General features: G+C 70.4%; 14 protein-coding genes. 5 read left to right on the top strand and 9 right to left on the bottom strand.

Annotated elements, in window-relative coordinates; genetic code table 11:
- Nucleotides 1-3 precede the first annotated feature (3 nt).
- On the top strand, nucleotides 4-1,542 hold the full coding sequence (locus ACWA7K_RS10165) for a sensor histidine kinase (RefSeq protein WP_456168159.1): 1,539 nt from the start codon (nucleotides 4-6) through the stop codon (nucleotides 1,540-1,542).
- Nucleotides 1,543-1,677: 135 nt separating this feature from the next.
- Here ACWA7K_RS10165 and ACWA7K_RS10160 read toward each other — a convergent pair whose 3' ends face one another.
- From ACWA7K_RS10160 to dapC, 8 genes are all read right to left on the bottom strand, one after another.
- Entirely contained in the window at nucleotides 1,678-3,207 is a 1,530-nt protein-coding gene (locus ACWA7K_RS10160) for a DEAD/DEAH box helicase (RefSeq protein WP_456168157.1), read from the bottom strand.
- Nucleotides 3,208-3,625: 418 nt separating this feature from the next.
- On the bottom strand, nucleotides 3,626-4,642 hold the full coding sequence (locus ACWA7K_RS10155) for a Tim44 domain-containing protein (RefSeq protein WP_456168155.1): 1,017 nt from the start codon (nucleotides 4,640-4,642) through the stop codon (nucleotides 3,626-3,628).
- A gap of 88 nt (nucleotides 4,643-4,730) precedes the next feature.
- On the bottom strand, nucleotides 4,731-4,979 hold the full coding sequence (locus ACWA7K_RS10150) for an RNA-binding S4 domain-containing protein (RefSeq protein WP_456168153.1): 249 nt from the start codon (nucleotides 4,977-4,979) through the stop codon (nucleotides 4,731-4,733).
- On the bottom strand, nucleotides 4,976-5,887 hold the full coding sequence (gene prmB, locus ACWA7K_RS10145; protein ID WP_456168151.1) for a 50S ribosomal protein L3 N(5)-glutamine methyltransferase: 912 nt from the start codon (nucleotides 5,885-5,887) through the stop codon (nucleotides 4,976-4,978). The genes ACWA7K_RS10150 and prmB overlap by 4 nt, the downstream gene beginning before the upstream one ends.
- A gap of 19 nt (nucleotides 5,888-5,906) precedes the next feature.
- Nucleotides 5,907-7,061, bottom strand: coding sequence for a succinyl-diaminopimelate desuccinylase (gene dapE / locus ACWA7K_RS10140; protein ID WP_456168149.1), 1,155 nt, complete (start codon nucleotides 7,059-7,061; stop codon nucleotides 5,907-5,909).
- A gap of 62 nt (nucleotides 7,062-7,123) precedes the next feature.
- Nucleotides 7,124-8,347, bottom strand: a complete 1,224-nt coding sequence (locus ACWA7K_RS10135; RefSeq protein WP_456168762.1) for a PilT/PilU family type 4a pilus ATPase — start codon at nucleotides 8,345-8,347, stop codon at nucleotides 7,124-7,126.
- A gap of 35 nt (nucleotides 8,348-8,382) precedes the next feature.
- Nucleotides 8,383-9,207 carry a 2,3,4,5-tetrahydropyridine-2,6-dicarboxylate N-succinyltransferase gene (gene dapD / locus ACWA7K_RS10130; protein WP_456168147.1) on the bottom strand — a complete coding sequence of 275 codons (825 nt, stop codon included), beginning with the start codon at nucleotides 9,205-9,207 and terminating at the stop codon, nucleotides 8,383-8,385.
- A gap of 86 nt (nucleotides 9,208-9,293) precedes the next feature.
- Nucleotides 9,294-10,514, bottom strand: a complete 1,221-nt coding sequence (gene dapC / locus ACWA7K_RS10125) for a succinyldiaminopimelate transaminase (protein ID WP_456168145.1) — start codon at nucleotides 10,512-10,514, stop codon at nucleotides 9,294-9,296.
- Between the two features lie 143 nt (nucleotides 10,515-10,657).
- Between dapC and smc the strand changes: the two genes are divergently transcribed.
- Both smc and ACWA7K_RS10115 read left to right on the top strand, forming a co-directional pair.
- The gene (smc, locus tag ACWA7K_RS10120) at nucleotides 10,658-14,170 is read left to right on the top strand and encodes a chromosome segregation protein SMC (protein ID WP_456168143.1); all 3,513 of its coding nucleotides are present in this window, start codon (nucleotides 10,658-10,660) and stop codon (nucleotides 14,168-14,170) included.
- Between the two features lie 3 nt (nucleotides 14,171-14,173).
- The gene (locus ACWA7K_RS10115; RefSeq protein ID WP_456168141.1) at nucleotides 14,174-15,370 is read left to right on the top strand and encodes a cell division protein ZipA C-terminal FtsZ-binding domain-containing protein; all 1,197 of its coding nucleotides are present in this window, start codon (nucleotides 14,174-14,176) and stop codon (nucleotides 15,368-15,370) included.
- On the opposite strand, the gene ACWA7K_RS10110 is transcribed toward ACWA7K_RS10115, so the two are convergent.
- Nucleotides 15,363-15,875 carry an acyl-CoA thioesterase gene (locus ACWA7K_RS10110; protein ID WP_456168139.1) on the bottom strand — a complete coding sequence of 171 codons (513 nt, stop codon included), beginning with the start codon at nucleotides 15,873-15,875 and terminating at the stop codon, nucleotides 15,363-15,365. The genes ACWA7K_RS10115 and ACWA7K_RS10110 overlap by 8 nt on opposite strands.
- Before the next feature lie 56 nt (nucleotides 15,876-15,931).
- Here ACWA7K_RS10110 and ACWA7K_RS10105 point away from each other — a divergent pair, with 56 nt between their 5' ends.
- Nucleotides 15,932-18,337, top strand: coding sequence for a helicase C-terminal domain-containing protein (locus ACWA7K_RS10105; protein WP_456168137.1), 2,406 nt, complete (start codon nucleotides 15,932-15,934; stop codon nucleotides 18,335-18,337).
- A gap of 427 nt (nucleotides 18,338-18,764) precedes the next feature.
- A complete protein-coding gene (locus tag ACWA7K_RS10100; RefSeq protein ID WP_456168135.1) occupies nucleotides 18,765-19,451 on the top strand; it encodes a type 4 pilus major pilin in 687 nt (228 codons plus the stop codon).
- Nucleotide 19,452: the final 1 nt, after the last annotated feature.

Genomic DNA, 19,452 nt, shown 5'->3' with positions numbered 1-19,452 from the left:
CCGATGGCCGCTGACGACACCGCCTGGCTGAGCCGCCCGGTCGCCCGCCATCGGCGCCTGGGCGTGCGGCTGGTGCTGCTGTTCGTGGTGCTGGCGCTGGTCATGGGGCTGGCCTTCATGACCGGCATGCAGCGCGCCGTCGGCGGCGGCTGGCGGGCGCTGGTGCGGCCGCTGGTGGCCGACTACGTCGACCGGCTGGCGGCCGACCTGGGCAGTCCGCCCGACGTCGACAAGGCCCAGGCGCTGGCCGATCGCCTGCCGCTGGCCATCCGCATCGAGGGCCCGACGGTCAACTGGACGTCCCACCCCGACGGCCTGCCGCGCCACCCCATGCCCTTGCCGATGCGCCCGCCGCGAGACCGTGACGGGCCGCGCATGGGCATGGGCATGGGGTTGGGCATGGGCCCGCCGCTGCCCTGGCGTCACGACCAGGCCAACGCCGACGGCGGTCCGCGCCGTGGCCCGCCGCCCTGGCGTCGCGACGATACCGACGATGCCCGCGACGAACCGCCAGGCGGACGTGGCGTGGTCGCCCTGAGCCGGCTGACGCCGGACGGCCACCGCATCACCTTCGCGTTGGGCGAGGTGCCGCTGCAGCACCAGCCGCGCGTGATCGGCTGGATCACGCTGGCGGCACTGCTGCTGGCCACCGCGCTTGCCTACCTGGCGATGCGCCGACTGCTGCGTCCGCTCGACGACATCGGCCGCGGCGCCTTGCGCTATGGGCAAGGCGATTTCGCGCAGCCCATCCCGATCCGCCGACCCGATGAACTGGGCCGGCTGGCCGGCCAGATCAACGCGATGGCCGACGGCCTGCGCGAGCGCCTGGAGGCCAAGCGCGCGCTGCTGCTGGCGATCAGCCACGAGCTGCGTTCGCCGCTGACCCGCGCCCGCCTGAACGCCGAACTGGTCGACGAGGGGCCGTCGCGCGATGCGCTGCTGCGCGACTTGGAGGAGATGCGCGCGCTGATCAACGACCTGCTCGAAGGCGAGCGCCTGAGCGCTGGCCACGCCGCGCTGCAGACCGAGCCGACCGACCTGGCCGGGCTGGTCCGCCAGGTCGTCGACGACCGGCTGCAGGTCTGGCAGGCGGGTGCACCCGCCGATGTCGTCGCGCCGCGCGTGAGCTGGGACATCGCATCCGAGGTGGCTCAGTCCTTGAGCCAGGTCGCGGTCGACCCGTCGCGATGGCGTCTGCTGCTGCGCAACCTGGTCGACAACGCCTTGCGGCACGGTCGACCGGCCCATCCGGCTGACCCGGCGGGGCCGGATCTCGAACTGGCGATCCGCGTCGATGCCTTCGGCGACGACTGGCTGCTGAGCCTGCGCGACCACGGCCCGGGCGTCGCACCCGAGCATCTGCCACGCCTGGCCGAGGCCTTCTACCGGACCGATGCGGCGCGCACCCGTCACAGCGGCGGTGTCGGCCTGGGGCTCTACTTGTGTCGTCTGGTGGCGCAGGCGCATGGCGGCACGCTGGCTTTCGAGGCGGCGCAACCCGGCTTGCGGGTGCTGGTGCGCTGGCCACGGTCCACGGCCTGAAGCGCGCGACACCGGTCGACGCCGATCGACGTCCCGTCCCGAAAGCACAACGGCCACCCGAAGGTGGCCGTTGGTGTTTCAGGCGATTGGATCCGGCCTGGGGACCGGATCAGCCGCGTCGATCAGCCGCGTCGATCAGCGGTCGCCGCGACGGCCTTGCGGGGCCGGGCGGAAGCCGCGGTTCGGGCCGCCGGGGCCACGGGCCGGGGCGGCACCGCGCCATTCGCCACCGGCAGGACGCGGGGCATGGCCGTGCGGGGGACGATCGCCGTGCGGGCGGTCGAACACGCGGGCTTCCGGCGCATGGCCGAAGCCGGGGGCGTGACCGGCGTGGTGCGGGCGGTCACCGGCGTGACCGGCATGGGCCGGACGGCCGCCGCGGTCGTTGTTCCAGCCACCGGCACGCGGGCCGCCGCGCTCGTCATGGCGGCGCGGGGCGCCACCCGGACGGCGGTCGAAGGCCGGGCGGGCCGGACGCGCGCTCAGGTCCGGACCCGGGCGGGTCGGCTCCAGGCCGACGATGGTCTCGATCGGGATCATCTGCGTCGTGAACTGCATGATGCGGCGGATCATGCCGGCGTCACGGCGCTCGGCCAGCGTGATCGCCAGGCCCGAACGACCGGCGCGGCCGGTGCGGCCGATGCGGTGCACGTAGTCCTCGGCCTTCATCGGCAGGCCGAAGTTGATGACGTGGCTGATCGTCGGCACGTCGATGCCGCGGGCGGCGACGTCGGTGGCGACCAGCACCTTCAGCTCGCCGCTGCGCAGCGCCATCAGCGTGCGGGTGCGACGGCCTTGCGGCATGCCGCCGTGCAGCGGCGCGACCGCGTGGCCGATGTCGTAGAGGTGTGCGGCCAGCTCGTCAGCGTCACGCTGCGTGCTGGTGAAGACGACGGCCTGCTGGACCTCGCGGTCGGTCAGCAGATGCTCCAGCAGCGCGGCCTTGTGCTCGACGCTGTCGGCCCAGTACAGCTTCTGGGTGATGTTCTCGTGGCTGTCGGTGTGGTTGGCGATCTCGATGCGCTGGGCGTCAGGCTTCAGGATCTGGTCGGCCAGACGACCGACCTGGCCGGCGAACGTGGCGCTGACCATCACCGTCTGGCGCGAGGCCGGCAGCGATTCGGCGATGCGCTCGATGTCCTCGATGAAGCCCATGTCGAGCATGCGATCGGCTTCGTCGAGCACCAGCATCTCGACCGAGGCCAGGATGGCCTTGCCGCTGTCGAGGTGGTCGATCAGGCGGCCGGGGGTCGCGATCAGCAGGTCGAGCGGCTTGCGCAGCGCGGCCAGCTGGGCACCGTAAGGCACGCCGCCGACGACGGTGGCGACCTTCAGGCCGGGGATGTGACGGCCGTAGTTCGAGGCCGCCTTGGCGACCTGAAGCGCCAGCTCACGGGTGGGGGCCAGCACCAGCACGCGCGGGCCGCTGACTTCGCCACGCGGACGGCGCTGGTTCGGGTCCAGACGGGCGGCCAGGACGCGGTGCAGGGCGGGAATCACGAAGGCGGCGGTCTTGCCGCTGCCGGTGTTGGAACACACGCGCAGGTCGGAGCCGGTCAGCGCGGCGGGGATGGTCTGGGCCTGCACGTCGGTCGGCTCGGTGTAGCCGGCGTCGGTCAGGGCGGCCAGGATGGCCGGGTTCAGGTCGAGGTCTGCAAAACTCATGATGACTTCAGTCTTTCTGACGCGCGGAGGGATCGCCGCCGAACGTCTCGGTCGCCGCATCACCGGTTGGTGATCGGTCTTGGGCAGGCAAAAGCACAGCCCGCGCGGCATCCAACAACGCGCGGTAGCGGTACAGAAGCTCTAAGGGGGAAGGAGCCCGCCCGGGTCGAACAGCATCGCCGCCGACCGCGCCTGCAGCCCCGCGGACCTGACCGTGAAGGTCGACCGCCGGAGGATGAGGGGAAAGAGGAAGGTCAGAGGGGATGAACGAAACAGCATCGCCCCAACGGGTGGGGCGAGCGGCGCGAAGTGTAGCGCATCGCTCGGGTTCTTGTTGCGTTGCACAAGAAAAGAAAGAAGCCGCCCGGTCGGGCGGCTTCCTGGGGTCATCCGGCGCGTTGCGCCGGGCCCGAAGACGTCAGTGCGTCTGCTGGATGCCGGCGATGCGCCAGACCTGCGGCGCCGACGCCTCGCGCACCAGGTGCCAGATCTCGTCGAAGCCGGTGGCTGCGGCGCCGGCTTCCTCGCGGATCAGGCCGTGGAAACGCACGCTGACGACATCGCGTCCGGTCTCGTGGGCGAAGTCGATCACCTGGGCCGCGACCTGCTCGACGTCCGTCTGCTGCGGCTGGCTGCCCCGGTCCTGCAGGTCCAGGCGGATGCTGGCGAACAGCTCCGGCGTCGTGAACTGGCGCAGGTCATCGAGGTCACCGCGGTCGTTGGCGGTCTGCATGCGGATGAAGATCATCCGGGCGATCCGCTCGAACGCGGCGGCGTCGAAGTCGGCCGGCAGGGTCGGCGCAGCGTACGTGTTCGCGGCAGGCGACGCGGCTGCCGCAGACACGGGGGCGCCGCCGTCCATCCGGAAGCTGTCGGCTGCACTGCCCGGCAGGGCGTTGCGCTGCAGTTCAGGCGCGGCGGCCGGCTGGAACGGTGCCGGCTCGGCGGCGGGTTGCGAACCCGCGTAGGCGTAGGCCGGCTCGCGGCCGGCAGAGCCCTGGGCCTGACCCTTGCCGGCGAAGCGACGCACCAGCCAGCTCACCAGGAAGACGACCGCGACGGCCAGCAGCGCCATCATCAGGAAGTTGGCGACCGCCTCGCCCATGCCGAAATGGCTCAGCAGCGCGGCCAGACCCAGGCCGGCGGCGATGCCGGCGATCGGGCCGAGCCAGTTGCGCTTCGGCGCGGCAGCGGCAGCCGGCGCACCGGCGGTGGCCGCCGCGCCGGGCTGGGCCTGCTGCGCGGGCGCGGCCTGCTGGTTCTGCATCGGCTTGGCCGGCATGCTGCCGACGTCGGCCGGCTGGGAGCGCGCGGGCAGGCTGCGCTGCATGCCGGCGGAACCGCCGCCGCCCAGTCGCTTCGCAGCGTCGGCCTCGACCGTCCAGGTTCCCATTGCAACGGCCACCGCGAGGGCGGCCATCCAGCCTTGTTTCATCGTGTCTTCCTCAGTTCTGATTCGAAGAATGGTGCAGGTGAGGCCATGAGCCTCGCTCGCAAGGGCCTGCCCTTGCGTCGCTTCGGATTCACGGCCGGTCCGGAAGTTCCGCGCCGGCGTCCTCGGCGACGATCCGGATGCACTCGCCGGCGAACCGCACCTCGGCGCCCGGGCGCAGCTTGCGGGTCTTGCGCAGCTCGACCTCGCCGTCGACCTGGACCTCGCCAGCGGCGATCGCGGTCTTGGCGGCACCGCCGCTGGGCACCAGGCCGCAGACCTTGAGCAGCGCGTCGAGCGTGATGTGGTCGCCGCGCACGGCGAATTCGGTCGTGCTCATCGGACTCCGTTCAGCGCATCGCGCGTCAGCAACAGCACCTGGTCATGGCCGGCGCTGGTCTCGAGCCAGACCGCCGGCAGGCGCGGGAAGGCGGCCTCGAAGTACGGCCGCTCGTGGCCGACCTCGATCACCAGCACGCCGATGTCGCTCAGGCGGGCCGGCGCGTCGCGCAGCAGGTGGCGGATGAAGTCCATGCCGTCCAGGCCGCCGGCCAGCGCCATCTCGGGCTCGGCGCGGAACTCGGGTGGCAGCGCGGCCATCGAGCGGGCGTTCACATAGGGCGGGTTGCACAGGATCAGGTCATACGGCCCCCGCACCTCGGCCAGTCCGTCGCTGGCGATCAGCGAGATGCGTTCGCCCAGGTGATGCCGGTTGACGTTGATGCGCGCCACGTCGAGCGCGTCGGTCGACAGGTCCGAGGCATCGACCTGCACGTCCGGGAAGGCCATCGCTGCGAGCACCGCCAGGCTGCCGTTGCCGGTGCACAGGTCCAGCACGTGGCGGGTGCGGTCGCTCAGCCAGGTGTCGAGCGCGTGGCCGTAGTCGGGATTGCCCAGCAGCTCGGCGATGTAGGAACGCGGCACGATGCAGCGCTCGTCGACGAAGAAGGGCACGCCCTGCAGCCAGGCCTCGTGGGTGATGTAGGCGGCCGGCTTGCGGCTGGTGATGCGTTCGTCGACCACCGCCGACACGTCGGCCAGCTGCTCGGCCGAGACCGGCCCGGAGGCCAGCTCGTCGTAGCCGTCCAGCGGCAGGCCCAGGCGCCACATCGTCAGCCAGATCGCCTCGTCGCGGGCGTTGTGGGTGCCGTGGCCGAAGACCACGCCGGCGGCGGTCATCCGGATGGCCATCTGCTCGACCACCTGGGCCAGGGTCGGGCGGTCGGTGCTGCTTGCGGGGCTGTTCATCGTCAAGTGGGTTCTCGTGTCAGGCCGCCGGCAGCATGGCCGCCAGGGTGCGGCGGTAGATCTCGGCCAGCGGCTCCAGGTCGGCCACGGCGCCATGTTCGTCGACCTGGTGGATCGTCGCGTTGATCGGTCCGAACTCGACCACCTGCGGACACAGGCGGGCGATGAAGCGGCCGTCGGAGGTGCCGCCGGTGGTCGACAGCTCGGTGTCGATGCCGGTGACCTCGCGGATCGCGCCGGCCAGCGCCGCGATCAGCGTGCCCGGGCGGGTCAGGAAGGGCCGGCCGCCGAGCGTCCAGTCGATCCGGTGCGGCACGCCGTGACGGTCCAGCACCGCCTGCACACGCTGCTGCAGCGATTCGGGCGTCGACTCGGTCGAATAGCGGAAGTTGAAGTCGACCACCAGCTCGCCGGGGATGACGTTGGTCGCGCCGGTGCCGGCGTGGATGTTCGACATCTGCCAGCTGGTCGGCGGGAAATGGTCGTTGCCGGCGTCCCAGGCCGTCGCGGCCAGTTCGGCCAGTGCCGGCGCGGCCAGGTGGATCGGGTTGCGCGCCAGGTGCGGGTAGGCGATGTGGCCCTGCAGGCCCTGCACCGTCAGGCGGCCGGACAGCGAACCGCGCCGGCCGTTCTTGATCATGTCGCCGAGCGCCTTGACGGACGTCGGCTCGCCGACGATGCAGGCGTCCAGCCGCTCGCCTCGCGCTTCCAGCCACTCGCAGACCTTGACGGTGCCGTCGACCGACGGGCCTTCCTCGTCGCTGGTCAGCAGGAAGGCGATGCGGCCGGCGTGCTGCGGCCGCCCGGCGACGAAGGCTTCGGTGGCGACGACCATCGCGGCCAGCGAGGCCTTCATGTCGGCAGCACCGCGGCCGTAGAGCTGGCCGTCGCGGTGGGTCGGCACGAAGGGGTCGCTGTGCCAGGCCGACAGCGGCCCGGTCGGCACGACGTCGGTGTGGCCGGCGAAGACCAGCGTCGGTCCGGGCAGGCCGCCATCGCGCACCGCCCAGAGGTTGTCGACGCGGCCATCGGCCGGCCCGTACGGCAGGTGATGCAAGGTGAAGCCCAGCGCCGCCAGCCGGTCGCCGATCAGCGTCTGGCAGCCGGCGTCGTCGGGCGTGATCGAGCGGCGCGCGATCAGCGCCTCCAGCAGCGTGAGGGTGTTCAGGGACATGGCGGATTCGGGTCGTGGCAAACGTCCGGGCAGGCGCCCGGGACGGCAGCGGCGGGCGTCGATCAGCTCGACGACAGGCCGCCGGGCTTGGTCTGCACCGGGCGCAGGGCCGGGTTGCGGCGGCCCTTGTTGGCCTGCTGCGCATGCACGTCCAGCGTGATCTCGGTGAAGGACGGGCCGGGTTCGGCCTCGGGTTCGGCCTCGGCCTGACGGCGTCCGCCGGTCTGCTCGTTCTGCAGCCGCCACAGCAGGTTGGTCGGCGAGTCGGCGTTGGTCAGCGCTTCCTCGCGGGTGACCAGCCCTTCGGCCAGCAGCCGGGCCAGGTCTTCCTCGAAGGTCTGCGAACCCTCGGCGATCGAGCGTTCCATCGCGTCCTTGATGCCCGCGAAGTTGCCCTGGTCGATCAGTTCGGCGATCAGCTGCGTGTTGAGCAGCACCTCGCAGGCCGGCACCCGGCCACCGGCAACGGCCTTGAGCAGCCGCTGCGACACGATCGCCTTCAGGCCCGAGGCCAGGTCCGACAGCAGCGCCGGACGCGACTCCGGCGTGTAGAAGCTCATGATGCGGTTCAGCGCATGCTGGCTGTTGTTCGCGTGCAGCGTCGACAGCACCAGATGGCCCGACAGCGCGTAGGACAGCGCCGCACTCATCGTCTCGCGGTCGCGGATCTCGCCGATGAAGATGCAGTCCGGCGCCTGCCGCATGCCGTTCTTCAGGCCGATCTGCAGCGACTGCGTGTCGCGGCCGACCTCGCGCTGGTTGACCAGCGACTTCTGGTTGGTGAACAGGAACTCGATCGGGTCCTCGATCGTCAGGATGTGGCCCGTCACCGTGCGGTTGCGCTGCTGCAGCATCGACGCCAGCGTCGTGCTCTTGCCGCTGCCGGTCGCACCGACCACCAGCACCAGCCCGCGCTTGGCCAGTGCCAGCGAGGGCAGGATCTCCGGCAGCTTCAGGCCGTCCAGCTCGGGGATGTCGGTGGGGATGCAGCGGAACACCGCCGCCACCGTGCCGCGCTGCTTGAAGGCCGACAGCCGGTAGCTGGCGACGCCGGGCACGGCCACGGCGCAGTTCAGCTCGCCGGTGTCGTCGAGCTCCTCGAGCTGCGTGGCCGTCAGCACCTCGGCCAGCAGCTGGCGCGGCTGGACGGGGGTCAGCTGTTCCTGCGTGAGCTGCAGCATCTGCCCATGGATCTTGATCAGCACCGGCATGTTGGCCGAGAGAAACACGTCCGATGCGCGCTTCTCGGCCATCAGCCGGAGGATGCGTTCCATGTTGCGGTTCATGCCGCTGCTCGGTGAGGTGGCCATGCCGGGTTCGATCAGCCGCGCAGCAGGTCGTTGATGCTGGTCTTGGCGCGGGTCTGGGCGTCGACGCGCTTGACGATGACCGCGCAGTACAGGCTGTACTTGCCGTCCGACGAGGGCAGATTGCCGCTGACGACGACCGAGCCGGCGGGGATGCGGCCGTAGCTGACCTCGCCGGTGGCGCGGTCGTAGATCTTCGTGCTCTGGCCGATGTAGACGCCCATCGAGATGACCGAGTTCTCCTCGACGATCACGCCCTCGACGACTTCCGAGCGGGCGCCGATGAAGCAGTTGTCCTCGATGATGGTCGGGTTGGCCTGCAGCGGCTCCAGCACGCCGCCGATGCCGACGCCGCCCGACAGGTGGACGTTCTTGCCGATCTGGGCGCACGAGCCGACGGTGGCCCAGGTGTCGACCATCGTGCCCGAGTCGACGTAGGCGCCGATGTTCACGTAGGACGGCATCAGGATCGCGCCCGGGGCGACGAAGCTGCCGCGACGCGCGACGGCCGGCGGCACCACGCGCACGCCGGTGGCGCGCAGTTCGGCGTCCGACAGGCCGGCGTACTTGGTCGGCACCTTGTCGAAGAAGGTCAGGTCGCCGCTGCCCATCGGCACGTTGTCGTTCAGGCGGAAGCTCAGCAGCACGGCCTTCTTGAGCCACTGGTTGACCTGCCACTGGCCCACGCCCTGGCGTTCGGCGACACGCAGGCGGCCGGCATCCAGCTCGGAAATGGCGTGGTTGACGGCGTCGCGGACCTCGGCCGGCGCGGCAGCCACGGACAGGTTGGCGCGGTCTTCCCACGCGGCTTCGATGACGGCTTGGAGCTGGCTGGACATGGTGTGGAGGCTCTTGGAGTGAGGAAGGAAATCGGTGATCGGATGATCCGTGGAGGCGGGCGCCGCAGCGCCTGGGCGGACGGGCTTCAGCCCTGCTGCTCGCGGATGAAACGCACGATGCGGTGCGCGGCTTCGAGGCATTCGTCGACCTCGGCGACCAGCGCCATCCGGATGCGTCCGGCGCCGGGGTTCAGGCCGTGCGCCTCTCGCGCCAGGTAGCTGCCGGGCAGCACCGCGACATTGTATTGACGCAGCAGTTCGCGGGCGAAGGCGGTGTCCGAGCCGCCGCAGACCCGTTCGGGCACACGCGCCCACAGGTAGAAGCCGGCGTCGGGCAGGGCCACGTCCATCACCTCGGCCAGCAGCGGCGTGACCTGGGCGAACTTGGCGCGGTACTGGGCCCGGTTGTCGACCACATGGGCCTCGTCGTTCCAGGCCGCGATGCTGGCCTGCTGCACCGTCGTGCTCATGGCACTGCCGTGGTAGGTGCGGTAGAGCAGGAAGTTCTTCAGGATCTCGGCGTCGCCGGCCACGAAGCCCGAGCGCAGCCCAGGCACGTTCGAGCGCTTGGACAGGCTGGTCAGCACGATCAGCCGGCGCCAGTCGGTGCGGCCCAGCGCCTGCGCGGCCTGCAGCGCGCCCAGCGGCGGTTCGTCGCGGAAGTAGATCTCGGAGTAGCACTCGTCCGAGGCGATCACGAAGCCGTAGCGGTCGGACAGCTCGAACAGCTCGCGCCACTCGTCTTGCGGCACCACCGCACCGGCCGGGTTGCCCGGCGAGCAGACGTAGAGCAGCTGGGTGCGGGCCCAGGTGGCCGCGTCGATCTGCTTCCAGTCGGCGGCGAAATTGCGCGCCGGGTCGCTGTTGGCGAACACCGGCGTCGCCCCGCCCAGGAAGGCCGCGCCCTCGTAGATCTGATAGAACGGGTTCGGGCAGACGACCACCGGGCCGCCGGCCTCGGCATGGGTGCCCGGGTCGATCACCGTCTGCGCCAGCGCGAACAGCGCCTCGCGCGAGCCGTTGACCGGCAGGACCTCGGTGGCCGGGTTGACGGCCACGCCGTAGCGGCGTTGCACCCAGTCGGCACAGGCCTGTCGCATCTCCGGCAGGCCGGCCGTTGCGGGGTAGGCCGACAGGCCCGACAGCGACGCGGCCAGCGTGTCGGTCAGCAGCTTCGGCGCGGCATGGCGCGGTTCGCCGATGCCCAGGCTGATCGGCCGCAGGGCCGGGTTGGGCGTCACGTCCTTGACGAGGGCGCGCAGGCGCTCGAAGGGGTAGGGCTGCAGGCGCTGGAGGAGCGGATTCATGGGGCGGCATTATCCGCACGACCCAGGCGCGCCGCGCGTCCGGCCCCGTCGCTTGTTGTCACCTTGTCGCGCCGTCCCCCCGGCTCCGGGCGGGCTTCCGGCGGGACCCCGCCGCTATCATCCGGCCCGCTTCCGACCGCCCCATGCGACTGCATTCCATCAAGCTTTCCGGCTTCAAGTCCTTTGCCGATCCGACCCACTTCCAGCTGCCCGGCCAGCTCGTGGGCGTGGTCGGCCCCAACGGCTGCGGCAAGTCCAACATCATGGACGCGGTGCGCTGGGTGCTCGGCGAGAGCAAGGCCAGCGAGCTGCGCGGCGAGTCGATGCAGGACGTCATCTTCAACGGCAGCGGCAACCGCAAGCCGGCCGGACGGGCCAGCGTCGAACTGGTGTTCGACAACACGACCGCCCGCGCCGGCGGCCAGTGGAACCAGTTCAGCGAGATCGCCGTCAAGCGCGTGCTGACGCGCGACGGCACCTCCAGCTACTTCATCAACAACCAGCCGGTCCGGCGCCGCGACGTGCAGGACGTGTTCCTCGGCACCGGCCTGGGCCCGCGCGCCTACGCCATCATCGGCCAGGGCACCATCAGCCGGATCATCGAGTCGCGCCCCGAGGAACTGCGCCTGTTCCTGGAAGAGGCCGCCGGCGTCTCGAAGTACAAGGAACGCCGCCGCGAGACCGAGAACCGGCTCAAGGACACGCGCGAGAACCTGACCCGCGTCGACGACATCCTGCGCGAGCTCGACAGCAACCTCGAACGGCTGGTCGGCCAGGCCGAGGTCGCCACCCGCTACAAGGGCCTGCAGGACAGCGGCACGCGCAAGCTGCACCAGCTGTGGTTCCTGAAGCACCGCGACGCCAGCACCGAGCAGCAGCGCACCCACGAGGCCGTGCTGACGGCGACCAACGCGCTGGAGGCGCGCACCGCCGAGCTGCGCCACGTCGAGGCCGAGCTGGAAGAGGTCCGCCAGCAGCACTACGCCGCCAACGACGAGCTGCACGCCGCGCAGGGCGCGCTGGCCGAGGCCGCGATGGAGGTCAGCCGGCTGGAGGAACGCATCCGCCACGTCGTCGAGGGCCGCGCCCGCGCGCAGCAGCGTCTGGCCGATCTGGAGACGCAGAACGCGCAGTGGACCGAACGTGCCGCCGCCGCCCACGACGAGCTGGACCAGCTGGCCGAGCAGATCGCCGCAGCCGACGAGCAGGGCGAGATCCTGTCGGCCCAGGCCGAGGACCAGGCCGCCGAGCTGCCGCGCTGGGAAGACGCCGTGCGCGAGGCCCAGCAGCGCGCCAACACGCAGCGTGGCAAGGCCGCCGAGGTGCAGCAGCAGATCCAGCTGCTGGCGGCGCAGTCGCGCAACCTCGATGAACGCCGCCGCGAGCTGAACCAGCGCCGCGATCGACTGGTCGGCGAGAAACGCAACCTGGTCGCGCCCGATGCCGATCATCTGGCCGCGCTGCGCGAGCAACTGGCCGAGGCCGAGGCCCTGCGTGACGAGTCCGATGCGCAGCTGCAGGAACTCGCCGCCGAGGTGCCGGCGCTGGAAGACGAACGCCGCCTGAAGCAGGAGGCCGTCAACGCCGAGACCGCCCGCGCCGCGCAGATCAAGGCCCGGCTCGAAGCCTTGCGGGCGCTGCAGGACAAGGTCCAGACCGAAGGCAAGCTCAAGCCCTGGCTGGCCCGGCATGGCCTGGACGCCCTGACCGGCCTGTGGACCCGCGTCCACATCGAGGCCGGCTGGGAGACCGCGCTGGAAGCGGCGCTGCGCGAGCGCCTGGGCGCCCTGGAGGTCGGTCGCATCGAGACCGTCAAGGCCTTCGAACACGACGCGCCGCCGGCCCGGCTGGCCTTCTACACGCCGCCGCACGGCGCCATCGCCAACACCCACCAGACCTTGCCGCGCTTGAGCGAGTTGCTGCGCCTGGGCGACGCCGGCCTGAAGGCGCTGCTCAACGACTGGCTCGAAGGTGTCTACACCGCCGCCAATCTCGACGAGGCCCTGGCTGCACGTGGCCGGCTGACCCACGGCGAGATCATCATGACGCCGGCCGGCCATGCCGTCAGCCAGTACGCGGTGGCCTTCTACGCGCCCGATTCCGAGCAGGCCGGCATGCTGGCGCGGGCCCAGGAGATCGAGAACCTGGACCGCCAGGGCCGTGCCCAGGCGCTGCTGGCCGACGAGGCGCGCGGCGCACAGGTCCGCGCCGAGGCCGCCTACACCGACGCCAGCCTGCGCCTGGCCCGTCTGCGCCGCGAGACCCAGGATGGTCAGACCCGCACCCACCAGCTGCAGGTCGAGGTGCTGCGGTTGGGCCAGCAGGCCGAACAGGCCAGCCAGCGACGCGAGCAGCTCGATGCCGAGCTGGCCGAGATCGACGCGCAGCTGGAGGACATCGAGGAACGCCGCATGACCGGCGAGGCCCGTTTCGAGGAACTCGACCAGTCGCTGGCGACCGAGCAGGAAGCCCACGCCGAACTCGAGGAGGCCGTGATCGCCGCCGAGCGCCGCGCCGCCGATGCCCGCGAGCAGCTGCGCCGCACCGAACGCGAGGCGCAGGAGGCGCAGTTCTCGGTCCGCGCGATGGCCGCCCGGCGTGGCGAGCTGCAACGCAGCATCGAGACCGCCGAGCAGCAGCAGGCCGCCAACGCCCGCAATGCCGAGCAGCTGCAGGAAGAACTGGCCCGCTTCGACGACGCCGCCGCAGAAGGCGGCCTGCAGGAAGCGCTGGCGCTGCGGCTCGAACGCGAGCAGGCGCTGGGCGCCGCGCGCAGCCGCTACGACGACCTGTCGGGCCAGCTGCGTCGCGCCGACGAGCAGCGCATGTCCTTCGAGCGCAGCCTGCAGCCGATGCGCGACGAGATCACCCGTCTGCAGCTGGAGGAACAGGCTGCGCAACTGGGCGGCGCGCAGTTCATGGAACAGCTGGTCGCCGCCGAGGTCGACCTGGCCGCGCTGGCCGCGCAGATCGAGGCCGACGCGGTCAAGCTGCATGGCCTGCAGACCGAGATCGACCGCATCAACCGCGAGATCGCCGCGCTCGGTGCCGTCAACCTGGCCGCGCTGGACGAGCTCGCCGCCGCGCGCGAGCGCAAGGGTTTCCTGGACGCGCAGAACGAGGACCTGACCCGCGCGATGACCACGCTGGAGGACGCCATCCGCAAGATCGACGCCGAGACGCGCGACCTGCTCAAGGGCACCTTCGACCAGGTCAACGAGGGTTTCGGCCAGATGTTCCCGAGCCTGTTCGGCGGCGGCCAGGCCCGGCTGGTGATGACCGGCGACGAGATCCTCGACGCGGGCGTGCAGGTCATGGCCCAGCCGCCGGGAAAGAAGAACAGCACCATCCACCTGCTGTCCGGTGGCGAGAAGGCGCTGACCGCGATCGCGCTGGTGTTCGCCATCTTCCTGCTCAACCCGGCGCCGTTCTGCCTGCTCGACGAGGTCGACGCGCCGCTGGACGACGCCAACACCGAACGCTACGCGCGGCTGGTCAAGAAGATGTCCAGCGGCACGCAGTTCCTCTTCATCTCGCACAACAAGATCGCGATGGAAATGGCCGAACAGCTGGTGGGCGTGACGATGCAGGAACAGGGCGTCTCGCGCATCGTCGCGGTCGACATGGAATCGGCCCTGGCGATGGCGGAGACCTGAGCGATGAACACCCTGCAGTTCTGGCTCGGTGTCGTCGGCGCTCTCGTGTTGATCGCGCTGGTCGCCAACTACGTCTTGCAGTCGCGCCGCACCTCGTCCGGTGGCGCGCGCTGGCCCGAGGCCGGCCCCGCCGCGCCGGTGCCGCCGTCGGCGGTGCGGGTCGCGCAGGAACCCACGTTTGGCGAGCCGGCCTTCAGCCATGAACCGCGCGAACCGCGCTTCGACGACGACTCGCCGACCGCGACGCCGCCCGACATCGCCCTGCCGGTGCTCGACGACGAGATCCCCGGCGCCACGCCTCCGAATCCGCCGGTCGTGGCCACGTCAGCCCGCCTTGACCCGGAGATCGGCCTGCCGCCGCTGCGCCGCCATGCCTATGTGCCGCGCATCGACGCGCTGATCGACGGCATCGCCAGCCTCGGCTTCGAGGGCCGCCTGTCCGGCGAGACGCTGTTGCAGCACCTGCCGCCGACCCGCCGTGCCGGTGGCAAGCCCTTCCTGATCGAGGCCCGCGACGTCGCCAGCGGCGAATGGGAATCGCCCCAGCTGAACGCCTGGTATGACGAGGTGCAGGCGGGCGTGCAACTGGCCAACCGGCTCGGGCCGATCAACGAGATCGAGTACTCCGAGTTCGTCCAGAAGGTCCAGGCCTTTGCCGACGCGATCGGCGCGGTGCCCGATTTCCCCGACATGCTCGACGTCGTCGCCCGCGGCCGCGAACTCGACGCCTTCGCCAGCGGCCACGACGCCCAGCTGGCGATGCGCCTGCGCGCCCGCAAGGCCGCCTGGCCGATCGGCTGGGTGGCCCAGCACGCCGCCCGCCACGGCTTCGTGCCGGGCGCGACGGCCGGCCGGCTGGTGCTGCCGTCGTCCGAAGAAGGCGCCCCGCCGATGCTGGCGCTGCAGTTCGACGCCCAGGCCGCCATGGCCGACAACGCCCGCGACGCCCAGGTCAGCGAGATCACGCTGATGTTCGACGTGCCGCAGACGCCCGCCAGCGACGAGCCCTACAACGCCTGGTGCGCCGCCGGCCAGGCGCTGGCCATCGCGCTGGACGCCCAGGTCTCCGACGACCAGGACCAGCCGCTCAGCCCGGCCGCCTTCCCGCAGATCGGCGAGGACCTGGCCCAGCTCTATGCCGAACTGTCCGAACGCGACCTCTCCGCCGGCTCGCTGGCGGCGCGGCGGCTGTTCAGCTGAGGTCGTCGGCCTTGTCGTGACCGTGACCGGCCGCCCGGACCGCGTCGAAACGGTTGCGGAACTCCTGCCGCAGCTGTCGGCGCAGCTCGGCGGCGGCATGGCGGCGGCGCTCGTCCGGCGAGAACGGCCGCAGCGGCGGCACTTCGACCGGCTTGCGCTCGTCGTCGACCGCCACCATCGTGAAGAAGCAGCTGTTGACGTGGCGCTTCTCCTGCGTGCGGATGTTCTCGGCGATCACCTTGATGCCGATCTCCATCGACGTCCGCCCGGTGTGGTTGACGCTGGCGAGGAAGCTGACCAGATCGCCCACATGCACCGGCTGGCGGAACATCACCTGGTCGACGCTGAGCGTGACCACGTAGCGCCCGGCGTAGCGGCTGGCGCAGGCATAGGCCACCTGGTCGAGCAGCTTGAGGATCGTGCCGCCGTGCACGTTGCCGGCGAAGTTGGCGGTGTCGGGCGTCATCAGCACCGTCATCGTGAGCTGGTGGGCGGGCAGGTCCATGGTCGTGCAGGGCTCCGGGGTCGACGCGAGGCGCGCAGTCTAGGTGGGCCGAAGGCATGCAGACGTTGTGCCAAGTGCGTATGCCGCCGGTCTCGCGCAGGTTCGTGGCTGCCGTGACCGAACACGATCGACCCTATCCGGACGACGACGGCCCACTGCACGTGCTGGCCGTGCGCGCGCTGTGCGAACTGGTCGCCCGGCGTGGTGACCTCGACCTGCGCAACACGCCTGCACCGACCGCGCAACAAGGCATCGACGGCCACGCCCTGATCGCCCGCCGACGTGGCGCCCAGCGCCTGACCGAGGTCGGCCTGAGCGCCCGTCACGGCGACCTGCTGGTGCGCGGGCGTGCCGATGGCTGGGATCCGGCCGCGCGCCGCCTGGAAGAGGTCAAGACCCATCGCGGCAAGCTGGCCCGCCAGAACCCCGGCCAGCGCGCGCTGCACTGGGCCCAGGCCATGGTCTACGGCTGGATGCTGTGCGCGGCCGAAGGGCTCGATGCGATCGAGCTGGCGCTGGTCTACCTCGATGTCGACCACGGCACCGAGACCGTGCTGGCCGAACGCCACGAGGCCGACGCGCTGCGCCGTCACTTCGAGGGCCTGTGCGAACGCGCGCTGGCGTGGGTCCGCGCCGAGGCCGCGCACCGGGCCGCACGCGATGCCGCGATGGCGACGCTGGCCTTCCCGCACGACGACTTCCGGCCCGGTCAGCGCGCCCTGGCCGAGGCGGTCTACAAGGGCGCCAAGGGGGGCAGGACCTTGCTGGCGCAGGCGCCCACCGGCATCGGCAAGACCATCGGCACGCTGTTCCCGCTGCTGCGGGCGATGCCCGATGCGGGGCTGGACCGCGTCTTCTTCCTGACCGCCAAGACCTCCGGGCGCGCGTTGGCGATCGATGCGCTGGCTCGTCTTCGCAGCCCGGCCGGATCGACACCCCTGCGCGTGCTGGAACTGGTCGCCCGCGACAAGGCCTGCGAGCACCCCGACAAGGCCTGCCACGGCGAATCCTGCCCGTTGGCGCGTGGTTTCCACGACCGCCTGCCCGGCGCACGTGCGTCCGCCTGCGACCTGCCGGACTGGACCCGCGAGACGCTGCGCAGCCATGCGGCCGCGCACCAGGTCTGCCCGTATTACCTGGCCCAGGAACTGGCGCACTGGGCCGATGTCACCGTCGGCGACTACAACCACTTCTTCGACGGCACGGCGCTGCTGCACGCGCTGACGCAGCAGGACGGCTGGCGCGTCGCGCTGCTGGTCGACGAGGCCCACAACCTGATCGAGCGGGCCCGGGCGATGTACAGCGCCAGCCTGTCGGGCGAGCAGATCCGCCGGACCCGCCTGAACGCGGCCGGGCCGGTGCGCAAGGCGCTGGACAAGGTCCAGAAGCGCTGGAAGGCCCTGCTGGTCGCACATGGCTGGATGGCGGCCAGGACGAAGGCCGGAGTCGAGGCGCCGGCCCTGTCGGATGCCGATTACCTCGTGCTGGACGAGCCGCCCGAGGACTTGGTCGAAGCCTTGCAGCAGGCCGCCACGGCCGTCATCGACCGGCTGGTCGACGCGCCCGATTCGGTCGACCCGGGGCTGCTCCAGTTCGGCTTCGACGCGCTGCAATGGGTCCGGCTCGCGGAAGTGTTCGGCACGCACACGCTGATCGATCTCGAGCGCGTGAAGGGGCGCGGTGGCGAGCCGGTCGACGTCCGGCTGACCCTGCGCAACGTCGTGCCTGCACCGCACCTGCGGGCCCGCCTCGCGGCGGCGCACAGCCTGACGCTGTTCTCGGCCACCTTGCAGCCGCCCGCCCATCACCAGGCCTTGCTGGGTCTGCCCGACGACAGCGGCTGGCTCGACGTGGCGGCGCCGTTCTCGTCCGACCAGCTGGCCGTGCACATCGCGCCGGATGTGTCGACCCGCTGGCAGCACCGCTCGCGCTCGCTGCCGCGTGTCGTCGCACGCATTGCGGATCAGTACCGCGAGCGGCCGGGCCACTATCTGGCCTTCTTCAGCAGCTTCGACTACCTGGCCCAGGTCCACGAAGCGCTCGCCCGCGAACACCCCGACCTGCCACTGCGCGCCCAGCGTCGCGGCATGAGCGAACCTGAGCAGGCCGCCTTCCTGGCCGGCTTCGACGCCGGCGGCCAGGGCATCGCGCTGGCCGTGCTCGGCGGCTCCTTCGCCGAAGGTATCGACCTGCCCGGCGACCGCCTGATCGGCGCCTTCATCGCCACGCTGGGGCTCCCTCAGGTCAACCCGGTCAATGAACAGATGCGCGAGCGACTCGACGCGCTGTTCGGCGACGGCTGGGACGCCACCTACCTCTACCCAGGTCTGCAGAAGGTCGTGCAGGCGGCCGGTCGGGTCATCCGCACGACCCAGGACCGAGGCGTCCTGCATCTGCTGGACGACCGCTACGGCCGCCCCGAGGTGAGAGCGCTGCTGCCGGCCTGGTGGCGCCTGGCCTGATCAAGCGGTCGACCCGCCAGATCGTCTGGTGCGTACGTCTGCGCCTCACGCACGCGTGTGGCTGGCAAAACGGGCTTCCCGAATACAACAACCAGTATTTGTCAGGCTGTACAAGATTATGTGCGGCCAGAAATCGGCGCACGTCTTGATATGGCACAGAAACCATCGTCAGACGCAACTGGATGCCCCTGATTCTACAAATATAGGTAGCCAGTTACTGGATTGGCGTAATTGTTGATGCCAGTCTCGCTGCAGACACTGCGGTCACTCGAATACCCGAAAACACCGGGAAGATATGAGCCTGCGGGCGTTCATGTCGAATATCCGTCGGCGAATCGTGGTTTCGATATTCGGGGTGGGGTGGCCGGCAGGTCCAGCCTCGCTACAGACTGGTAAAGACTCCTTGATCTGGAGAATGGGAACGAAAATGAAGCTCAACAAAATGTCGTCTTTCAACATGAAGCGCAAGTCCGCCCAGGCGGGTTACACGATCGTCGAACTGTCGATCGCCGTGGCCATCGCCGGCGTGCTGCTGGTGTCGGCAATCGGTCTGGTTCAGACGGTGCTGACGACGAATCGTGCGAATGAGACCACCACCTTGCTGATCAAGGCGATGGCGCAGATCGACAAGATCTGGGCGGATCAGGCGGACTACAACGGACTCAACATTGCTGCGGCCGGCGCAGCTGGCGTTTTCAACGGAATGCAGGTCACACGAAACCCGGCCTCTAACAATGTGGTGACCGCCGTCACCAGCAAATTCAATCGAAACATCTTCGTTGGTGTCGCACCGAACTTGCCAACCGCAGGTGCAGGCCGTGGATACGTGCTGACCTTCGCGGGCATTCCCACCACGGTCTGTGCCGATCTGGTGACGGCTGCAGCCGGCGCAGGCATTCGCGGGATCATGATTACCCCTGAAGCTGCGGTTACGGCAGCGCCGATCATCCCGCCGGCCTTGGCTGCCGACGGAGCACTGACGCCGACTCCTGCAGGAACCGCAATTGCCATGGATGCGTCCATGTCAAACTTGAGTATTCCGAGCACCATGGGTAATACCGGGTGCGGCACGGACAGGGCAACCGTTGCGCTGACCTTTGTCAACTGGAAGTGAC

It is taken from the genome of Leptothrix mechoopdaensis (SeqCode) (genome assembly GCF_053893855.1).
Note: the sequence above shows the minus strand (reverse complement) of the source record. Positions and strands in the feature narration are given on the sequence as shown.